This window comes from Verminephrobacter aporrectodeae subsp. tuberculatae At4 (genome assembly GCF_000193225.1).
GTDB classification, from domain to species: domain Bacteria; phylum Pseudomonadota; class Gammaproteobacteria; order Burkholderiales; family Burkholderiaceae_C; genus Acidovorax; species Acidovorax aporrectodeae.
In genome coordinates this window covers 1-18,054 of record NZ_AFAL01000494.1, presented here as the reverse complement: position 1 = coordinate 18,054, position 18,054 = coordinate 1, and the positions used below count along the sequence as shown (strand labels likewise).

Below are 18,054 nucleotides of genomic sequence, written 5' to 3'. Positions count from 1 at the left end.
CCGCACGCCGTGCCGCAGCATGTGCGCGAGCACTTTCTGCATGACGAAGAAGGCGCCCCTGACGTTCACGGCAAAAATCCTGTCGTACATGGCTTCGTCGCTTTCCAGCAGCGGCGCCATGTCGAAGATCGCGGCGTTGTTGAACAGCGTGCTCACGGGGCCAAAGCGCGCGGCGGCGGCGCCGATCAGCGCGTCGATCTGCGCCGCTTGCGTGACGTCGCTGCGCAGGTAGTGCAGCGCGTCGGGGTGCTGCGCCATCAGCGCGACGAGCTCCGGCGTGGCGTGCGCGCCCAGGTCGGCCACGCTGCAGCGGGCGCCCTGTTGCAGATAGGCCTGCGCCACGGCCAGGCCCATGCCGCCGGCAGCGCCGGTGAGCAGCGCATGCCGGCCCCGCAGGCGCTGCGCGGGGGGGATCGGTGCCCAGGTCATGCGCTGCGCTCCCGGGTCCAGGTGACGACGCGCTGGTACGCGCTGCGCAGCGCGTCGGTCAGGCGCGCGTCACCCGCCAGCTTGCCCCACAGCACGCGGTCGGCGGCAAAGGCCGCCACGGGGTCGGGCGCCGCGCAGAGCGCGTGCGCCGCGTGCGCGTCCATGGTCTGGTCCTGGTAGGGGTATGGGATCTGCCCCGCGTGCCAGCGCTGCAAATAGGCCAGGAACAGCGCCGGCAGCATGGCCACGCCGGCAATTCCCGCGCCGCGCGCCAGCCGCTCGCCGATGGTGGGCGCGATGAAGCCGGGGATCTTGCTGAAGCCGTCCATGGCCACGCGCTGGTTGCTGTCTTCGATGGCCGGGTTGGTGAAGCGCTCCAGCACCACGTCGCGGTAGCGGGCCAGGTCCAGCGGGCTGGGGCTGAGCGCCGGGATGGCGTCGTCGGTCATGTAGTCGAACGCCATTTGGCGGATCGCGCGGTCCTGCGTGCCCTCGTGGATGAAGCGGTAGCCGGCGAGCGTTCCCGCCCAGGCGATGCAGCAGTGCGTGGCGTTGAGCAGGCGGATCTTCGCCTCCTCATACGGCACCACCGACTCCACCAGTTCCACGCCCACACGCTCCCACGCGGGGCGGCCATGCGCAAAGCGGTCCTCCATGACCCACTGGATAAAGCTCTCGGCCATCAGCGCGGCGGGGTCGTCGCGGCCCGTGGCCTGGCGCACGCGCTGCACCACGTCCGGGGTCGGCCGGGGGGTGATGCGATCGACCATGGCGTTGGGGCTGGTGCTGTGCATGCTGATCCAGTGCGCGAGTTCAGCGTCGCCGAGCGCGAGCACAAATTGCAGCAGGCCGCTGCGCGTGCGATCGCCGTTGTGCCGCAGGTTGTCGCAGCAAAGCAGCGTCACGGCGCCCGCGTTCGCACGCATGCGCGCGCGCAGCATGACGCTGAGCGCGCCGTAGAGGGTGCAGACCACCCCGCCGCCCGCACTGCCGCCGCCCGCGCGCAGCGCCTGCAGGTCTTGCCGCAGTTCGGGCGCGCCGTCCCAGTCGATCTGGTCGCGGCTGTCCAGGTAGTAGCCGGCCTCGGTCACGGTGAACGAGATGATGCGCGTCCCCGGCTGCTGCGCCAGCGCCACCAGAGCGGCCAGATCGGGGGTGTATGCGAGCACCCTGCGGATCGACTCGACCCGGGTGTAGCTGCGCACGCCCTGCGCGCTGACCGTCTCCAGCGTGTACGCGCCCTGCTGCGCCTGCAGCGCGGCGATGGTCTGCTGCATGTCGGGGCGCAGGTTGCCGCTGGCCAGCACCCAGCGGTGGTCGCCCAGCGCGTGCAATTGCTGCAAATACAGCGCCTGGTGCGCGCGGTGAAACGCGCCCAGTCCGAGGTGCAGGATGGTCAAGGGGGATGGGTCGGTTGTCATGGGAGATGGGGGTCAAGGAAGTGAAAGGGAGCAGGTCGTCCGGTCAGTCCGGTTTTTTCTCCATGCCCTGGCCGGCGCCCTACTTCACGGCGCCAAAGGTCAGGCCCTGCACCAGCTGCTTTTGGCTGAACCAGCCAAACACCACGATGGGTGCGATGGCCATCAGCGAGGCGGCGGACAGCTTGGCCCAGAACAGCCCCTCGGGGCTGGAGTACGAGGCGATCAGCGTGGCCAGCGTGCCCGCCTTGGCGGCGCTCAGGTTCAGGCTCCAGAAGGCCTCGTTCCACGACAGCACCAGGCACAGCAGGCCCGTGGACGCCAGAGCGCCCATTCCCAGCGGCAGCAGCACCAGGCGCAGCTCCTGCCACAGCGTGGCGCCGTCCATGCGCGCGGCCTCCAGAATCTCGTGCGGAATGTCCTTGAAGTGCGTGTACAGCATCCAGACCATGATCGGCAGGTTGGACAGCGCGAACACGATGATCAGCACCAGCTGCGTATCGAGCAGTTGGCTCTTTTGCGCCAGCACGTAGACGGGAACCAGCGCGCCCACGGCGGGCATCATCTTGGTCGAGAGCATCCACATCAGGATGTCCCGGGTGTGGCGCACCTTGAAGAACACCATGGCGTAGGCCGCGGGGGCGGCCAGCGCCAGGCCGAGCAGCGTGGACAGCACGCTGGTGACGACCGAGTTCCTGGCGTACAGCAGGTAGTCGCTGCGCTCCTGCACGGCGTACAGGCTCTCGAGCGTGGGCCTGAACCACAGCAGCGGCGGCACGGAGATCGCCTGCAACTCGGTCTTGAAGGCGGTGAGCAGCAGCCAGCCGAGCGGGAAGAACAGCAGCAGCGCGGCCCCCCAGGCCGCCGTGGTGCGCAGCGCCAGCATGCCCAGGGGGCGGCAGGAACGGCGTCGGGTGGTGCCCATGGTGCGGTTCATGGTGCGGCTCACTGGTCGAGGTTCTTGCCGACCATGCGGATCAGGAACACGGCGACGACGTTCGCGAGCAGCACCGCGAACAGCGCGCCGGCCGAGGCCACGCCGGCGTCGAAGTTGAGCAGCGCCTGCTTGAAGATCAGAAAGGTCACGTTGGTGCTTGCGTCGCCCGGACCGCCGCCCGTTGTGGTGTAGATCTCGGCGAAGATGCCGAGCAAGAAGATGAGCTCGATCATCACCACCACCGCCACCGGGCGCGCCAGATGCGGCAGGTACAGGTAGCGCAGCTGTTGCAGCGAGTTGGCGCCGTCCATGCGCGCGGCTTCGAGCTGCTCGTGGCTCATGCTCTGCAGCGCGGTCATGAAGATCAGCGTGGCAAACGGCAGCCATTGCCAGGCCACCATGATGACCACGGACAGCAGCGGGTAATCGGTGAGCCAGTCCACGGGCTGCGCGCCAAAGAACATCCACAGCTGCGCCAGCACCCCGTAGATGGGGTTCATCATCATGTGCTTCCACAGCAGCGCGTTCACGGTGGGCATCACGAAGAAGGGCGCGATCAGCAGCAGCCGCACCAGAGTCCGCCCCGGAAACGGCGCATCGATCAACAGCGCCAGCGCCACGCCCAGCAACACGGTGATGGCGATCACGCTGCCGAGCAGCAGCAGCGTGTTCAGCACCGCCGTACCAAACGATGGGTCGGTGACGAAGTACTCGAAGTTCTCCAGCCCCGCAAAGCCCGACTGCTCGGGTTGCAGCAGGTTGTAGCGGATGAACGAGAAATGGATCGTCATCGCCAGCGGAACGCTCATCCAGAGAAAGAGCGTGGCCATGGCCGGCGTCAGCAGCAGGCGGGGGAGCAGGCGGTTCATGGGATTTTCCGAAAAAGGCGCAGCGGGGGTCGGCGCTCCAAGAACGCCAGCCAGCGCCGGGCCGCTCACTTGTAGTAGCCGCCCTTTTTCATCTCGCGCTCGGTCAGGGTCTGGCTGGCCTGGAGCGCCGCGTCCACCGAGGTCCTTCCCGCGAGCGCCGCGCTCATCTGCTGCCCCACGGCGATGCCTATGGCCTGGAACTCGGGGATGGCGGCAAACTGCACGCCCACATAGGGGCTCTCGGGCAGCGTCGAGTCCGTGGGGTTGGCCGAATCGATGGCCAGCTTTTCGGCAGTGGCAAAGTGCGCGGCCTTCTGGAACTCGGGGTTGGCGTAGGTGCTCTTGCGCACTCCGGTGGGCACGTTCGCCCAGCCGTTGGTCTTGGCCACCAGTTGCACGTAGTCCTTGCTCGTGGACCAGATGATGAACTTGTGCGCCGCATCGACCTTCCTGGAGCCCGCGGGAATCGCCAGATTCCACGACCACAGCCAGTTCGCGCCCTTGGGCGTGTACATGGTCGGCGCCCGCGCAAAGGCCATCTGCCCGGCCACCTTGGACTGCTTGGGGTCGCTCACGAACGAGGCGGCGCTGGTCGCGTCAACCCACATGCCGCATTTGCCGGAATTCGTCAGCGCCAGAATTTCGTTGAAGCTGTTCGCCGACGAGCCGGGCGGGCCGTAGTTTCTGAGCAGGTCCACGTAGAAGCTGATCGCCTCCTTCCAGGGTTTGCTCAGGAGCTGCGGCTTCCACTGCATGTCGAACCACTGGCCGCCAAAGGTGTTCACCAGCGTGGTCAGAAAGGCCATGTTGTCGCCCCAGCCCGGCTTGCCGCGCAGGCAGATGCCGTACACGCCGTTGCCGGGGTCGTGGAGCTTCTCGGCCAGCGCCCGGACCTGCGGCCAGGTCGGACGCTCGGGCATTTGCGCCCCCTGCTTGTCCAGCAGGTCCTTGCGGTACATGAGCATCGAGCTTTCGCCGTAGAACGGGGCCGCGTACAGCTTGCCGTCGATCGACAGGCCGTTGCGTATGGCGGGCAGCAGGTCGTCCACGTCGTAGGCGGCGTCGGTCTTCAACTCCTGCAGCCAGCCCTTGCGGCCCCAGATGGGCGCCTCGTACATGCCGATGGTCATGACGTCGAACTGCCCACCCCGCGTGGCGATGTCGGTCGTCACGCGCTGGCGCAGCACGCCCTCCTCGAGCGTGACCCATTTGAGCTTGATGTCCGGGTGCGCCTGCTCGAAGTGCCGGCTGAGCTTTTGCATCTCGATCATGTGGCCGTTGTTCACGGTGGCGATCACGAGCTCGGTCTGCGCGCTCGCGCCAGCGCACAGTACCAGGGCCAACGCGGCGGCGGTCCACCGGCGGGGCGCCGCAGCAGCATGGGTGGAATGGGGCATCGGGGTGTCTCCTGCGGAAATGGGTATGGAATCTGCCGTCCAACGCCGGGCGCATGCGCAACATGGACGGCGCCAACGATACCAACGTGGCCATGTCCGATTGGTACGCAAATTGCCATGACAGATACTGATTTGCACCAGATGACCGGGATTTATACCTAGCTGCATCAAGAAGGTATCTGAAAACGGGGGCTGTCCCGTGCCCCCGCGGCGTGCAGGCCCCCGGCATTTGCGGGGCAGTACACTCGCGCCATGCGTCCCGGCCCCCAGCATCGCGCGGCGCGCGCCCTCCCGCGCGCCTGTCCCATGGCTTGCGCTTGGCCGACCCTGCCATGAGCGTCCCGGACCTGTCCTTTCTGGATCCTGCGGCGCAGCGCAGCGCCCCGCCAGCGCCAACACCGGCAGCCCCTTGCGACGCCAGCCTGGTTGCCGAACTGGAGCGCCAGAACAAGGTCCTGCGCTACAGCCAGGCGGTGGCCGAGAGCGCCTGCGAACGCTTCGAGACGCTGTTCGCACGCGTTCCGCTGGCGCTCATGGTGCTCGACGAACACGACATGGTGGTGCAGGCGAACTCGATGGCGCAGCGCTCGTTCCAGCCCGGCGAACGCGACCGGCCGCTCACGGCCCTGATGCCCTTTGTGCGCGCCCAGGACGCGCAGCGCGTGCGCGCAGCCTTTGCCCAGGCCGCAGAGCAGGGCCACAGCGAGGCCAAGGAGGTGGTGTTCCCGATCGGCGAGGGAACCTGGATCACCGGCGACCTGCACATCACGCGCATCGAGGCGCCACAAAGCGACGGCCCGCCCCGGCCGCAATTCCTCTGCGCGGTCATCGACCAGGGCCCGCTGCTCGCCGAGCGCCAAGCGCTGCGCCAGCGCAACGAGCAACTGCACGCGAGCGAACAGCGGCTCGCAGCCGTCATCGACGCGGCGTTCGACGCCATCCTCTGCGTCGATCGGAACCAGCGCATCACGGTGTTCAACCCCACGGCGGCGGCGCTGTTCGAATGCCCCGCCGGCGACGCGCTGGGCAGCAAGCTGGAGCGCTTTCTGCCCGACGTGGTGCTGGCGCAGCGCGGCCCGCACGAGATGCGCGCGCGCACCGCCGGCGGCAAGGAGCTGAGCGTGGAGGTCGGCGTGGCGTTCGAGCACCACGCGCAGGGCGAGAGCACCACGGTGTTCGCGCGCGACCTGAGCGGACGCAAGAAGGCCGAGGCGCAGCGCAGCGCGCTCGAGGCGCAGCTGCGCGAGGCGCACAAGATGCAGGCCATGGGCACCCTGGCCGGCGGCATTGCGCACGACTTCAACAACATCCTGGGCGCGATCCTGGGGAATCTGGAACTCGCCAAGGCCGACTGCGCGCCGGGTTCACCGGTGCGCGACAGCCTGCTCGAAATCGACCAGGCCGCGCGCCGTGCGCGCGACCTGGTGCGCCAGATCCTGACCTTCAGCCGCAACGATCCCCCGCGCCGCGCGGCCGTTGCGCTGGCCGACGTGGTGCACGACACCGGGCGCCTGCTGCGCGTCAGCCTGCCCCCCGCGATCGCGCTGCACATGCAATTGCCGGCCGGTCTGCCGCCCATTCTGGCGGACGCCACGCAGGCCGAGCAGGCCCTGCTCAACCTGTGCACCAACGCCGTGTACGCGATCGGCGCGCAGCGCGGCAGCATCCACGTCGAGGCCAGCACGGTGCGGCCCGACCAGCGCCTGATCAAGCGCCTGGGTCTGGCGTGCAGCGACTACGTGGCGCTGAGCGTGCGCGACAGCGGCCCCGGAATGGACGCAGCGACGCAGGAGCGCATCTTCGAGCCCTTTTTCACCACCAAGCCCGTGGGCCAGGGAACCGGCCTGGGCCTGGCCGTGGTGCACGGCGTGATGCGCACCCACGAAGGCGCGGTGGACGTGCACAGCGCGCCAGGTCAGGGCAGCCGGTTCACGCTGTACTTTCCGCTCGCGCCCCAGGGCACGCCAGCGGCGCAGCCCCTGCAGACAGCGCCCGAGCCGGTGGCACCATCCGCCCCCGGCGCCGCACTGCACAGAAAGCGCCATGTGATGTACGTGGACGACGACCCGGCCCTGGTCAACCTGATGCAGCGCCTGCTGCGCCGCGAGGGCTACGAGGTCAGCGGCCATACCGACCCGCACGCCGCCACGGCCGCACTGCGCGCCGACCCCTGGGCCTACGACCTGCTCGTCACCGACTACAGCATGCCCGGCTTCTGCGGCGTCGATCTGGTGCGCACGGCGCGCCGCATCCGCCCCGACCTGCCGGTGGCGCTGGCCTCGGGCTACATCACCGCCGAGATCGAGCAGGCGGCCCTGGCCGAGGGCGCGCGCGCGCTGATCCACAAACCCGACGACCTGCAGGAACTCTGCGCCACGGTACGGCGGCTCGTGGGGGGCAACGACACGCCCTGAGCGCGTCCTGAAAACGGAGCACGCTACCATCGCGGCATGCCCCACCACAGCCACCTCCACATCCTCACCGGCGCGTCGCGCGGCCTGGGCCTGGCGCTGGCCCGGCAGCTGCTGCGCAGCGGCAACACCGTGATCTGCATCGCCCGCAGCGCGAACGCCGAACTGGACGCACAGGCCCGGACCGCGGGCGCCACCATCGAACAATGGCAGCACGATTTGGCGCAGGGCGAACGGGCCGCGCAGCGGCTTGTAACCTGGCTTGCGGCCCAAGACCCGGCGAACTTTGCGAGCGCCACGCTGATCAACAACGCCGGCCTGATCCCGCGCATCGCGCCCCTGTCGGGCAGCGACTGCGCCGACTTGGCCCGCGCCCTGCGTGTCGGGCTGGAGGCACCCATGCAGCTCACTGCGGCCTTCCTCGGCGCCACCGACGCCTGGACGCTGCCGCGCAAGGTGCTCAACGTCTCCTCGGGACTGGGGCGCCGCGCCATGGCCTCGCAAGCCGCGTACTGCGCGGCCAAGGCGGGAATGGACCACTTCAGCCGCTGCGTGGCGCTGGACGAGGCCCTCAAGCCCCATGGCGCCAAGATCTGCGCGCTGGCCCCCGGCGTGATCGACACCGGCATGCAGGAGCAGCTGCGCAACGCCATGCCCGAGGCGTTTCCGGACCACCAGAATTTCACCCGCCTCCAGACCGAGGGCCGGCTCGCATCGCCCGCCGACGCCGCCGCGCGCGTGCTCGCCTGGCTGGAGCGCGCAGACTTCGGCGCGCAGCCGGTCGCCGACGTGCGCGACGCCTGAGAAAACCGGATCTCCCGCACCATGCTGCGCAAACTGCTTTCCTTGTTGGGCGCGTTCGCGCTCGCGCTGACCCTCGGCGCGGCGCAGGCGCAGGCCCCGGCCTACCCCGACAGGCCGATCCGCCTGATCATTCCCTTCCCGCCCGGCGGCGGCACCGACATCCTCGCGCGCCTCGTGGCCAGCCGGCTCGCCGAGCAGGCGCGCTGGACCGTGGTCGCCGAAAACAAGGCCGGCGCGGGCGGCACCATCGGCATTGGCGAGGCCGTGAAGGCCGCGCCCACGGGCTACGAGCTCGTGATGGGCCAGAAGGACAACCTCGTGATCGGCCCCTGGTTCTACAAGAACCTGCCCTGGGACCCGACCCGCGACTTGGCCGCCGTGGCCCATGTGGCGTACACGCCCGTGCTCATCAGCACCCGCGCGGACTCGCCATTCAAGACCCTGGCCGACGTGGTGGCCGCAGCCAGGGCCGCGCCCGACACCATCAGCTACGGCTCGCCCGGCAACGGCACCTCGATCCACATGGCGGGCCACCTGTTTGCGAAGGCGGCGGGCGTGCAGCTGAATCCCATTCCCTACAAGGGCTCGAACCCCGCGCTGCTCGACGCGCTGGCCGGCAACGTGCACCTGCTGCTGTCGTCGCTGCCCTCGGCCATGGGCCAGATCAGGGCCGGCAAGCTGCGCCCGCTGGCCGTGACCTCGGCCAAGCGCAGCGCGTCGCTGCCCGACGTTCCCACCGTGGCCGAATCGGGCTTCAAGGACTTTGACACCAGCACTTGGTACGGCCTGTTCGCCCCCGCCGGAACGCCCGCGAGCGTGGTGCAGCGCATCAACGCCGAAGTCAACAAGCTGCTCGCCACGGCCGACGTGCAGGCCGCCATCCATGCCCAGGGCGCAGAACCCGAGGCCATGTCGGTGGAGCAGTTCGGGCAGCTGCTCGGAGCCGACTACGCGAAGTGGAAGGACATCGTGCAGGCCTCGGGCGCCAAAATCGATTAGCCCCGGGGCAGCGCTCAGCCGATCTTGCGCAGACCGCTGCGAAAGCGGCGCGCGTTGTCGATGTAGTGCTGCGCGCTCTGGCGCAACACTACGATCTGCTCCGGCGCGAGCGTGCGCACGGCCCGCGCCGGGCTGCCGAGGATCAGCGATCCGTCCGCAAACTCCTTGCCCTCGGTCACCAGCGCACCGGCGCCCACCAGGCAATCGCGGCCGATCCTGGCGCCATTCAGCACCACGGCGCCGATGCCGATCAACGACCCGTCGCCAATGCTGCAACCGTGCAGCATGACCCGGTGGCCCAGCGTCACGCGCGCGCCCACGCGCAGCGGCCTGTCGGCGTCGGCGTGCAGCACGCTGGCGTCCTGGACATTCGAGCCCGCACCGATCGTGATGCCCCCGGAGTCCCCCCGGATCACCGCGCCAAACCACACGCTGCTGTCCTCGCCGAGGAACACCCGGCCCAGCACCTGCGCGCTCTCGGCCACCCAGGCCGACGCCGCGAGTTGCGGCGCCACCCCATCGAGTTCGTAGATCGCCATACAGCCCTTTTGGAAAAGATGGGACACCTGCGCATTGGCAGGTCCGCGGAAGCCGCCAATACTACAAGGCGTGGCCCTTGGAAAACCGGCGTGGTGCAGGCCACGTCACGGCCCACGGGGAAAGGGGCAAGCATCCACAAAATTCTGTTGGAATTTCACTTTTATCACATTGAAAATCTCTTCCAATCGAATAGAATACGAAAAATTGTTGAAATCACCCAAAGAGTCAATATCATGATGCTGCGATCCTTCACGTTGCAAAACTTTCAATCGTTCAAAGACCCCGTGCGCATCTCGCTGGAACTGAACGGCCACGCACCCGACGACCACCGCTCCTGCGAATCTCCGGCCGGCACGCATCTGTCAAAGGCTATTGCCGTCATCGGTGCCAACGCGAGCGGCAAAACGACGCTGATCAAATCGCTGGTCTTCGTGGATTGGTTCATGAAGCAATCCTTCCGTGCCAAGCCGGGCACCCCTATCCCGCTCGCCCCGCATTTTTCAGCAGCGGTTGATGAGGCCAGCACCTTCGAGCTGGAGTTCGAGTTCGACGACCAGGAGTGGCGCTACCGGCTGGTCGCTTCACGAGATCGGGTCAGGCACGAGTCTCTCTACGCAAAGCCAAAGCACAGCCGCGCCTTTTCGTACGTATTCACCCGCGAATGGCAGCCGCGCAAGGGTTATGCGGTCAAACAGCAGCAGTTTGGAATGCCGCAGAAAGAAGCCGAAAAAGTCCATGAAAACGCTTCACTGATATCGACGGCTGCCCAGTACGAAGTCAAACTGGCTTTGAAGTTGGTTTCGACGATTGTGCTGAGCAATGTACGGCAATTTGGTCGATCAAAGGACAGCGATCTCCCATTCAGCGAGATCCTGCGCGCATCCGATTTCTACGCCAAAAACACCGATATCCGAAACCAGATGGCATCCCTCTTGCGTCAGTGGGATTTGGGCTTGGCGGACGTGCGCATGGAAAAGAGGATAGGGAAACAGGAAAAAAGGGGCGTGCCCAACGAGCTTGAGATTCCCTTCGGCATCCACCGTGTCGGCGACAAAGAGCATTCACTCGCGATCCTGGAAGAATCCAGCGGTACCCAAAGCGCTTTCATCCTGCTCTCGCGCATCCTGCCAGTCCTGCAGTGCGGCGGTGGTCTGGTTGTCATCGACGAACTCGAGGCGGACTTGCATCCCCATATGCTGAGGCCGATCCTGGACCTGTTCTTCTCACCCAAGACCAATCCGGACAATGTACAAATCATTTTCACGTGCCACTCGATGGAGGTACTGAGTCTCCTGCACAAGGCCCAGGTCGTGCTGGTGGAAAAGGACGGCAATTGCGAGAGCGATGCCTGGCGCCTGGACGACGTCAAAGGTGTGCGCTCCGATGACAACCTCTACGCCAAATACATGGCTGGAGCCTATGGCGCCGTCCCTCAGCTATAAGGGATTTGTGAACGACAACAGGAGAATCGTGATGATGCGCCTCCTTGGAAAAGCGGAATCCATCAATGTGAGAAAGGTGCTCTGGGCCTTGACGGAAGTGGGGGCTGCCTATGTTCGGGAGGACTGGGGCGTGGGTTATCGATCCACCTCGGAGCCGGAGTTCCTGGCGCTGAATGCCAATGCCATGGTTCCGGTCTTGGTGGATGGCGATTTTGTTCTTTGGGAATCCAACAGCATCTGCCGGTATTTGGCCAATCGCGCGGCAAGAACGGACTTGTTGCCGGCGCAAGCGAGAGCACGCGCGGATGTTGAGAAGTGGATGGACTGGCAGGCCACTGAACTGAACTACTCCTGGCGTTATGCATTTATGGCCATCGTCCGGCATAGTGAGGCCCATCAGGACTCGCAACTCCTCGAAGCAAGCATCAAGTCCTGGAACAACAATATGCAGCTTCTGAACCAGAGGTTGGATCAGACGGGCGCTTATGTGGCTGGGGCCGGTTTCACACTGGCGGATATCGTCCTTGGCCTGTCGGCGTATCGCTGGCAGCAGACGCCTATGGTGCGGCCCTCGCTACCGGCAGTAGACGCCTATCTGACGCGTCTGAAGCCCAGGCAAGGTTTCGATGAGTTTGTGGCTAACGGCATGCCATGACGTCTGCGCATGGCACGCCTACGAGCAGAATCAGGCATGCGTAGCCCACAAGATTGACGACGTTTCTGCTTGCTTCATGCCAGTGCAGAGACCTTCACGCAGCCACCCCATCCGCAACCTCCTTGAACGCAGCGATCCGGTCAAAGTTCATGTACTGGTAGATGCGTTCGCCGTTTTGCTGGATCACGCCCATATCGGCCAGGTACTCTTGGCGCGAGGGGATGCGGCCGAGTCGGGAGCAGATGGCCGCGAGCTCCGCTGAGCCCAGGTACACCTGGGTGTTCTTGCCCAGGCGGTTGGGGAAATTGCGCGTGCTCGTGGACATGACGGTCGCGCCTTCCTTGACCTGCGCCTGGTTGCCCATGCACAGTGAGCAACCGGGCATTTCCATGCGCGCGCCGGCGCTGCCGAATACGCCGTAGTGGCCCTCCTGGGTGAGTTGCTGCGCGTCCATCTTCGTGGGCGGCGCCATCCACAGCTTGACCGGGAGGTCCTTTCTGCCTTCGAGCAGTTTTGACGCGGCGCGGAAATGGCCGATGTTCGTCATGCACGAACCGATGAATACTTCGTCGATCGTCGCGCCGGCCACATCCGACAGCGTCTTCGCGTCGTCGGGGTCGTTGGGGCAGCAGACGATGGGTTCGTGGATTTCGTTCAGATCGATTTCGATCACGGCGGCGTACTGCGCGTCCGCGTCCGGGGCCAGCAGTTCGGGATTCGCCAGCCAGTTCTGCATGGCCTCGATGCGGCGGGCGATGGTGCGCGCGTCGGCGTAGCCCTGGGCGATCATGTTCTTGAGCAGCACGATGTTCGAGTGGATGTACTCGATCACGGGCTCCTTGTTCAGGCGCACGGTGCAGCCGGCGGCGGAGCGCTCGGCCGACGCGTCGGACAACTCGAACGCCTGCTCGACCTTCAGGTCCGGCAGGCCTTCGATTTCGAGGATGCGGCCCGAGAAGATGTTCTTCTTGCCCTGCTTGGCCACGCTCAGCAGGCCGGTCCGGATGGCGTACAGGGGAATCGCGTGCACGAGGTCGCGCAGCGTCACGCCGGGCTGCATCCGGCCCTTGAAGCGCACCAGCACCGATTCGGGCATGTCCAGCGGCATCACGCCCGTGGCCGCGGCAAACGCCACCAGGCCGGAGCCTGCGGGGAAGCTGATGCCGATGGGAAAGCGGGTGTGCGAATCGCCGCCGGTGCCCACGCTGTCGGGCAGCAGCATGCGGTTCAGCCAGCTGTGGATGATTCCGTCGCCGGGCTGGAGCGAGATGCCGCCGCGCGTGCTCATGAAGTCGGGCAGTTCGTGGTGCATTTTCACGTCCACGGGCTTGGGGTACGCGGCCGTGTGGCAGAACGACTGCATCACCAGGTCGGCGCTGAAGCCCAGGCAGGCCAGGTCCTTGAGCTCGTCGCGCGTCATGGGGCCCGTGGTGTCCTGCGAGCCCACCGAGGCCATGCGCGGTTCGCAGTAGCTGCCGGGCAGCACGCCCTGGCCCTCGGGCAGGCCGCAGGCGCGGCCCACCATTTTCTGCGCCAGCGTAAAGCCCCGGCCGCTGGCAGCGGGCGCCTGGGGCAGGCGAAACAGCGTGGACGCGGGCAGCCCCAGCGCTGCGCGCGCCTTGGCCGTCAGGCCGCGGCCGATGATCAGTGCAATCCGGCCGCCGGCGCGCACCTCGTCGAACAGCACCTCGCTCCTGACCTGGAACTCGGCGATCACGCGGCCGTCTTTCAGGGCCTTGCCCGCGTAGGGCTGGAGTTCGATCTCGTCGCCCATGTGCATCTGGCCCACGTCCAGTTCGATGGGCAGCGCGCCCGCGTCTTCCATGGTGTTGTAGAAGATGGGTGCGATCTTCGCCCCCAGGCACACGCCGCCAAAGCGCTTGTTCGGAACGCAGGGGATGTCTTCGCCGGTAAACCACAGCACGCTGTTCGTCGCCGACTTGCGGCTCGAACCGGTTCCCACCACGTCCCCCACGTAGGCGACGATCCGGCCCCTGGCGCGCAGGTCCTGGATGAACTGCACCGGACCGCGCCGGCCGTCTTCCTCGGGCGTGATGCCGTCGCGCCGGTTCTTGAGCATGGCCAGCGCGTGCAAGGGGATGTCCGGACGGCTCCATGCGTCGGGCGCGGGCGACAGGTCGTCGGTATTCGTTTCGCCGCTGACCTTGAACACGGTGATCCGGATGCTCTGGGGCACTTCGGGGCGGCTCGTGAACCATTCGGCGTCGGCCCAGCTTTGCAGCACGGCCTGCGCGAAGGGGTTGCCCTGGTCGGCCTTTGCCTTGACATCGTGGAACTGGTCGAACATCAGCAGCGTCTTTTTGAGCGCTTCGGCGGCCACCGGCGCGATGGCGGCGTCGTCGAGCAGTTCGATCAGCGGCGTGAGGTTGTAGCCGCCGAGCATGGTGCCCAGCAGCTGCGTGGCTTTTTCGCGGTCGATCAGCGGGCATTTTTCGCTGCCGTGCGCCACGGCCGCCAGATAGCTGGCCTTGACCTTGGCCGCGTCGTCCACGCCGGCGGGAACGCGGCCGGTGATCAGTTCCACGAGGGTGCTCTCTTCGCCCGCGGGCGGGTTCTTGAGCAGTTCGACCAGTTCGCCGGTTTGCTTGGCGCTCAGCGGCAGCGGGGGGATGCCGAGGGCGGCGCGCTCGGCCACATGCTCACGGTAGGCTTGCAACATCGTTTTTCTCCAGTTGTGCGTTTTATCGGGGTGGGGTGGGGCTGGCCGCGGGTCATTTGGCGGCCGGCAGGGGTTCCAGAAGGTTCACGGGCGGATTGTCCCGGAACGCCTGCGTCGCCGTGAATTGCTCGGGGCCCATGCATTCATCGGCCAGGCGCTGACCCAGGCGCTGGTTCATGAGCATGGACTTGTTGGCGATTTGCAGCCAGACGGCGCCGTTCCTGACGTCCTCCAGGCGCACGGCGCCTGTGGACGTGAGCACGGGCGACATGTGGTATTTGAAGCCCTTGCCTTCCACGTGAAAGTGGCCCGCCGTGGCGGGATCGGCAGTGACCGTCACGAAAGCGCCCAGCTCGCAGGGTATGCGGCCCACGTGCACACGCTCGGCAATGGCCAGTTCGGCGGGCGAGAGGGCTGCGGCCACGGAGTCGCCGGCATCGGGCAGGGCTGCGGCTGGCGGGGTGCGGCGGCTGGCCTTGGCCGTTCGCAGCCTGGCAGCGGGCGCGATGGCCTTGGCGGACTTTGCCTCGGGTTGGACGATGGACTTGACGACAGTCTGTGCCAGGACGCCGGTCGGAGCCAGCAGCATGAGGGTGGAGGCAATGGCGATGACGATGGTGGTTTTCATCATGGGCAAGTCTGCGGGAGGTATTCAGGAATCTTCAGGCGGGTCAAACCATTGCTGCGCGGCAGGCGGCAGCGTGCCCCCGGTGCCGTGCGCGCGCTCCAGAACCTGCCAGTAAAAGCGGTAGCTCGCACGGTCGTGCAGCACACCCCCGAAGTTGATCGGGGCCCAGTCGGCGCGCGCGGCCAGTGCAATGATTTCGGCGCCTGCCGCGACGTCTTCCGGCTGCGGCGCGAAGGCCTGCAGGATGGGGCGGATCTGCGCCGGGTGAATGCTCCACATGCGGGTGTAGCCCAGCTCGCGCGCGGCGCGGCGTGCGGCGTGCTGCAGGGCGGCGGTGTCGGAGAACTCGGTCACCACGCAGTGCGCGGGCTGCTTGCCGTGGGCGTGGCAGGCGGACGCGATCTCGAGCTTCGCGCGCAGCACCAGCGGGTGGGCAAACTGCCCCTGCGAGCCCATGCCCTGCGCGGGGATGGCGCCGCCATGCGCCGAAACGAAGTCCATGAGGCCAAAGCTCAGGCTTTGCACGCGCGGGTGGGCGGCGATCTCGAACGCGCGCTGTAGCGCGGCGGGGGATTCGATCAGCGCATGAATCGGCAGTGAGGGGGTGCCGGCGCGTTCGAGCGCGCGCTCAAGCAGCAGCACGTCGTCCACCGATTCCACCTTGGGCAGCATGATGTGGCTGAGTCGGTGGCCCGCTTCGCCCGCGATCGTTGCGACGTCGTTCGCAAACGCGGGGTGCTCCACCGCATGGACCCGGACCGCAACCCGCGCCGCGGGGTCCGCGCCCAGGGCCAGCGCGGCGACGAGCCGGGCGTGCTCGGCCTCCAGGCCCACCGGCGCGCCGTCCTCGCAATCGAGCGTGGCGTCGAAGACGCAGGTGCCGAACTCCTGCGTCATTTCGGCCTGCAATTGCAGGCTCTTGCGCATGCGCGCCTCGACGCCGCTGTAATGGTCGCAGACGGGCAGAAAGCGGGGCCGCGCCTGGGCGCCCAGCAGAACATCGCGTGGATGGGTGGGTGCAGCGCCGCCCTGCCCCTGCGCGCTGCACGCTGCCTGTGGAGTCGGCTGCATCGCGCGGCCTACAGCAGGTGCTTGACGCCGTCCTGCTCACCCTGGAGTTCAGCCAGCGTGATGCGGATGCGCTCCTGCGAGAACGCATCGATTTCCAGACCTTCGACGATTTTGTATGTGCCGTTCTCGCAGGTCACGGGAAAACCGAACAGGGTGTCGCCGGGGATGCCGTACTGCCCATCCGAAGGAACGCCCATGGTGACCCATTTGCCGTTGCTGCCCAGGGCCCAGTCGCGCATGTGGTCGATGGCCGCGTTCGCCGCCGAGGCCGCCGAAGACAGGCCGCGCGCCTCGATGATCGCCGCGCCGCGCTTGCCCACGGTGGGCAGGAAGACGTTGGCGTTCCACTCCTGGTCGTCGATCATGCGCGCCACGCTTTCGCCGTGGACGGTGGCGAAGCGGTAGTCGGCGTACATCGTGGGCGAGTGGTTGCCCCAGACGACCAGCTTTTCGATGTCCGCCACGGCCTTGCCGGTCTTCGCGGCGATCTGGCTCACGGCGCGGTTGTGGTCCAGGCGCAGCATCGCCGTGAAGTTCTTGCGCGGCAGTCCGGGCGCGCTCTTCATGGCGATGTAGGCGTTGGTGTTCGCCGGGTTGCCCACCACCAGCACCTTCACGTCGCGGCTCGCCACGGCGTCCAGCGCCCTGCCCTGCGCGATGAAGATCGCGCCATTGACCGCCAGCAGTTCGGCGCGCTCCATTCCCGGGCCGCGCGGCCGCGAGCCGACGAGCAGCGCGTAGTCGGCGTCCCTGAAGGCCGCCGCCGGGTCGGAGTGCGCCTGCATTCCGGCGAGCAGGGGGAAGGCGCAGTCGTCGAGCTCCATCATCACGCCCTTGAGCGCCTTTTGCGGGCCGTCCGCGGGCACTTCGAGCAGTTGCAGGATGACAGGCTGGTCCTTGCCCAGCATTTCGCCCGAGGCGATGCGAAACAGCAGGGCGTAACCGATTTGGCCGGCGGCGCCGGTGACGGCCACGCGAACAGGCTTCTTGCGCATGTGAAAACTCCAGGAAGTGAAAAAATCAGGGCTCGGGAATCTGCACCGCAGACGCCGGTTGTACAGCGCCTGTTGCCAGCCACTTGGGCCCCGCAAAACAGCCTTGGAGTCTACCGCCGATCTGCACCGCGCGGCGAATTTATCTTATGTCTTATACAAGAGCTACAGTCGTTTTCTGCTCGCCGTCCCGGTGCGTCCGGATAGCGGCCGCAGCGTTCCCGTCGTGTGCTGGACGGGAAGTTGGCCGGTATAGGCGTCAGAGCGCCTCGGCGCAGAAGGCAACCGGGGGGACGATGCGCGCGCGGCCGATGCTGCCGCGTTGCAGCAGCCCGGCGCGGCGATCGCCAGTCACCAAGTAGTTGGCCTCACCGGCCAAGGCCATCGCCAGCAGGAATGCGTCGTTCGGGTCGGCTGTTTCGACGCCTTGCGGCAATGGTGGCAGTGCGTCCAGCACGACGGCGCGCTGCATGTTGTTGAACATCGTGCCGACGCGGTGGGCGGGCAGGATGGTCTTGAGCTTCGGATAGCGGCTCGCTCGCCGTAGCTCGTCGAGCTGCGCCGTTGACGTCACCAGTTTGAAGCGTGCTGCGCGCCAGGCGCGGTAGATCGCGTCGGGCGGGCCGTGCGGCGAGATCAGCGCGCCGAGCAGCACATTGGTGTCGAGGATGACCCGCATCAGGGCTCACGTGCCCATTGCACCGCTTCGTCGATGAGGTCGGTCAGATCGGCATCGCCCATGCCGGCAGCGGCGGCCTTGGCTTGATCGACGGCACGCTCCA

Annotated in this window: 16 protein-coding genes; 5 read left to right on the top strand and 11 right to left on the bottom strand. The window is 66.8% G+C overall.

From position 1 onward, the window contains the following. From VTU_RS0116245 to VTU_RS0116225, 5 genes are all read right to left on the bottom strand, one after another. Positions 1 to 429, bottom strand: a 429-nt coding sequence (locus tag VTU_RS0116245; protein WP_010106094.1) for an SDR family NAD(P)-dependent oxidoreductase, incomplete at its 3' end; no start/stop codon positions are given. Beyond that, a complete protein-coding gene (gene dalD, locus VTU_RS0116240; RefSeq protein WP_029554483.1) occupies positions 426 to 1,850 on the bottom strand; it encodes a D-arabinitol 4-dehydrogenase in 1,425 nt (474 codons plus the stop codon). The genes VTU_RS0116245 and dalD, both read right to left, overlap by 4 nt. Positions 1,851 to 1,929: 79 nt before the next feature. After that, a complete protein-coding gene (locus tag VTU_RS0116235) occupies positions 1,930 to 2,784 on the bottom strand; it encodes a carbohydrate ABC transporter permease (protein ID WP_081479858.1) in 855 nt (284 codons plus the stop codon). An 8-nt stretch (positions 2,785 to 2,792) separates the two neighbouring features. Next, positions 2,793 to 3,653, bottom strand: a complete 861-nt coding sequence (locus tag VTU_RS0116230; protein WP_010106088.1) for a carbohydrate ABC transporter permease — start codon at positions 3,651 to 3,653, stop codon at positions 2,793 to 2,795. A gap of 65 nt (positions 3,654 to 3,718) precedes the next feature. After that, complete coding sequence (locus tag VTU_RS0116225; protein WP_010106086.1) at positions 3,719 to 5,050, bottom strand: ABC transporter substrate-binding protein; 1,332 nt, start codon at positions 5,048 to 5,050, stop codon at positions 3,719 to 3,721. 332 nt (positions 5,051 to 5,382) lie between these two features. Here VTU_RS0116225 and VTU_RS0116220 point away from each other — a divergent pair, with 332 nt between their 5' ends. Genes VTU_RS0116220 through VTU_RS0116210 form a run of 3 tightly spaced genes read left to right on the top strand, consistent with a single transcriptional unit; the run spans position 5,383 to position 9,264 of the window. Then, the gene (locus VTU_RS0116220; RefSeq protein WP_010106084.1) at positions 5,383 to 7,464 is read left to right on the top strand and encodes a PAS domain-containing hybrid sensor histidine kinase/response regulator; all 2,082 of its coding nucleotides are present in this window, start codon (positions 5,383 to 5,385) and stop codon (positions 7,462 to 7,464) included. Positions 7,465 to 7,500: 36 nt separating this feature from the next. Then, complete coding sequence (locus tag VTU_RS0116215; RefSeq protein ID WP_010106082.1) at positions 7,501 to 8,265, top strand: SDR family NAD(P)-dependent oxidoreductase; 765 nt, start codon at positions 7,501 to 7,503, stop codon at positions 8,263 to 8,265. 21 nt (positions 8,266 to 8,286) lie between these two features. Further along, a complete protein-coding gene (locus VTU_RS0116210; protein WP_010106080.1) occupies positions 8,287 to 9,264 on the top strand; it encodes a Bug family tripartite tricarboxylate transporter substrate binding protein in 978 nt (325 codons plus the stop codon). A gap of 14 nt (positions 9,265 to 9,278) precedes the next feature. On the opposite strand, the gene VTU_RS0116205 is transcribed toward VTU_RS0116210, so the two are convergent. Beyond that, positions 9,279 to 9,803: a gamma carbonic anhydrase family protein gene (locus VTU_RS0116205; RefSeq protein ID WP_010106078.1), complete on the bottom strand. Its 525-nt coding sequence runs from the start codon at positions 9,801 to 9,803 to the stop codon at positions 9,279 to 9,281. Positions 9,804 to 9,893: 90 nt separating this feature from the next. Between VTU_RS0116205 and VTU_RS0116200 the strand changes: the two genes are divergently transcribed. Both VTU_RS0116200 and VTU_RS0116195 read left to right on the top strand, forming a co-directional pair. Next, positions 9,894 to 11,246: an AAA family ATPase gene (locus tag VTU_RS0116200; RefSeq protein WP_236610767.1), complete on the top strand. Its 1,353-nt coding sequence runs from the start codon at positions 9,894 to 9,896 to the stop codon at positions 11,244 to 11,246. A gap of 31 nt (positions 11,247 to 11,277) precedes the next feature. After that, positions 11,278 to 11,901, top strand: a complete 624-nt coding sequence (locus tag VTU_RS0116195; RefSeq protein WP_029554480.1) for a glutathione S-transferase family protein — start codon at positions 11,278 to 11,280, stop codon at positions 11,899 to 11,901. Positions 11,902 to 11,995: 94 nt separating this feature from the next. On the opposite strand, the gene VTU_RS0116190 is transcribed toward VTU_RS0116195, so the two are convergent. The 5 genes from VTU_RS0116190 to VTU_RS0116170 all read right to left on the bottom strand — a co-directional run bounded on the left by VTU_RS0116190 (position 11,996) and on the right by VTU_RS0116170 (position 17,951). Then, a complete protein-coding gene (locus VTU_RS0116190) occupies positions 11,996 to 14,581 on the bottom strand; it encodes a bifunctional aconitate hydratase 2/2-methylisocitrate dehydratase (protein ID WP_010106072.1) in 2,586 nt (861 codons plus the stop codon). A 52-nt stretch (positions 14,582 to 14,633) separates the two neighbouring features. Continuing rightward, positions 14,634 to 15,212 (bottom strand): hypothetical protein, encoded by a 579-nt coding sequence (locus tag VTU_RS0116185; RefSeq protein ID WP_010106070.1) that lies wholly within the window; start codon positions 15,210 to 15,212, stop codon positions 14,634 to 14,636. Positions 15,213 to 15,233: 21 nt separating this feature from the next. After that, entirely contained in the window at positions 15,234 to 16,280 is a 1,047-nt protein-coding gene (locus tag VTU_RS0116180; protein WP_010106069.1) for an HpcH/HpaI aldolase/citrate lyase family protein, read from the bottom strand. Positions 16,281 to 16,288: 8 nt separating this feature from the next. Continuing rightward, complete coding sequence (locus VTU_RS0116175; RefSeq protein WP_010106066.1) at positions 16,289 to 17,275, bottom strand: malate dehydrogenase; 987 nt, start codon at positions 17,273 to 17,275, stop codon at positions 16,289 to 16,291. A gap of 256 nt (positions 17,276 to 17,531) precedes the next feature. Further along, positions 17,532 to 17,951 carry a putative toxin-antitoxin system toxin component, PIN family gene (locus tag VTU_RS0116170; RefSeq protein ID WP_010106064.1) on the bottom strand — a complete coding sequence of 140 codons (420 nt, stop codon included), beginning with the start codon at positions 17,949 to 17,951 and terminating at the stop codon, positions 17,532 to 17,534. Positions 17,952 to 18,054: the final 103 nt, after the last annotated feature.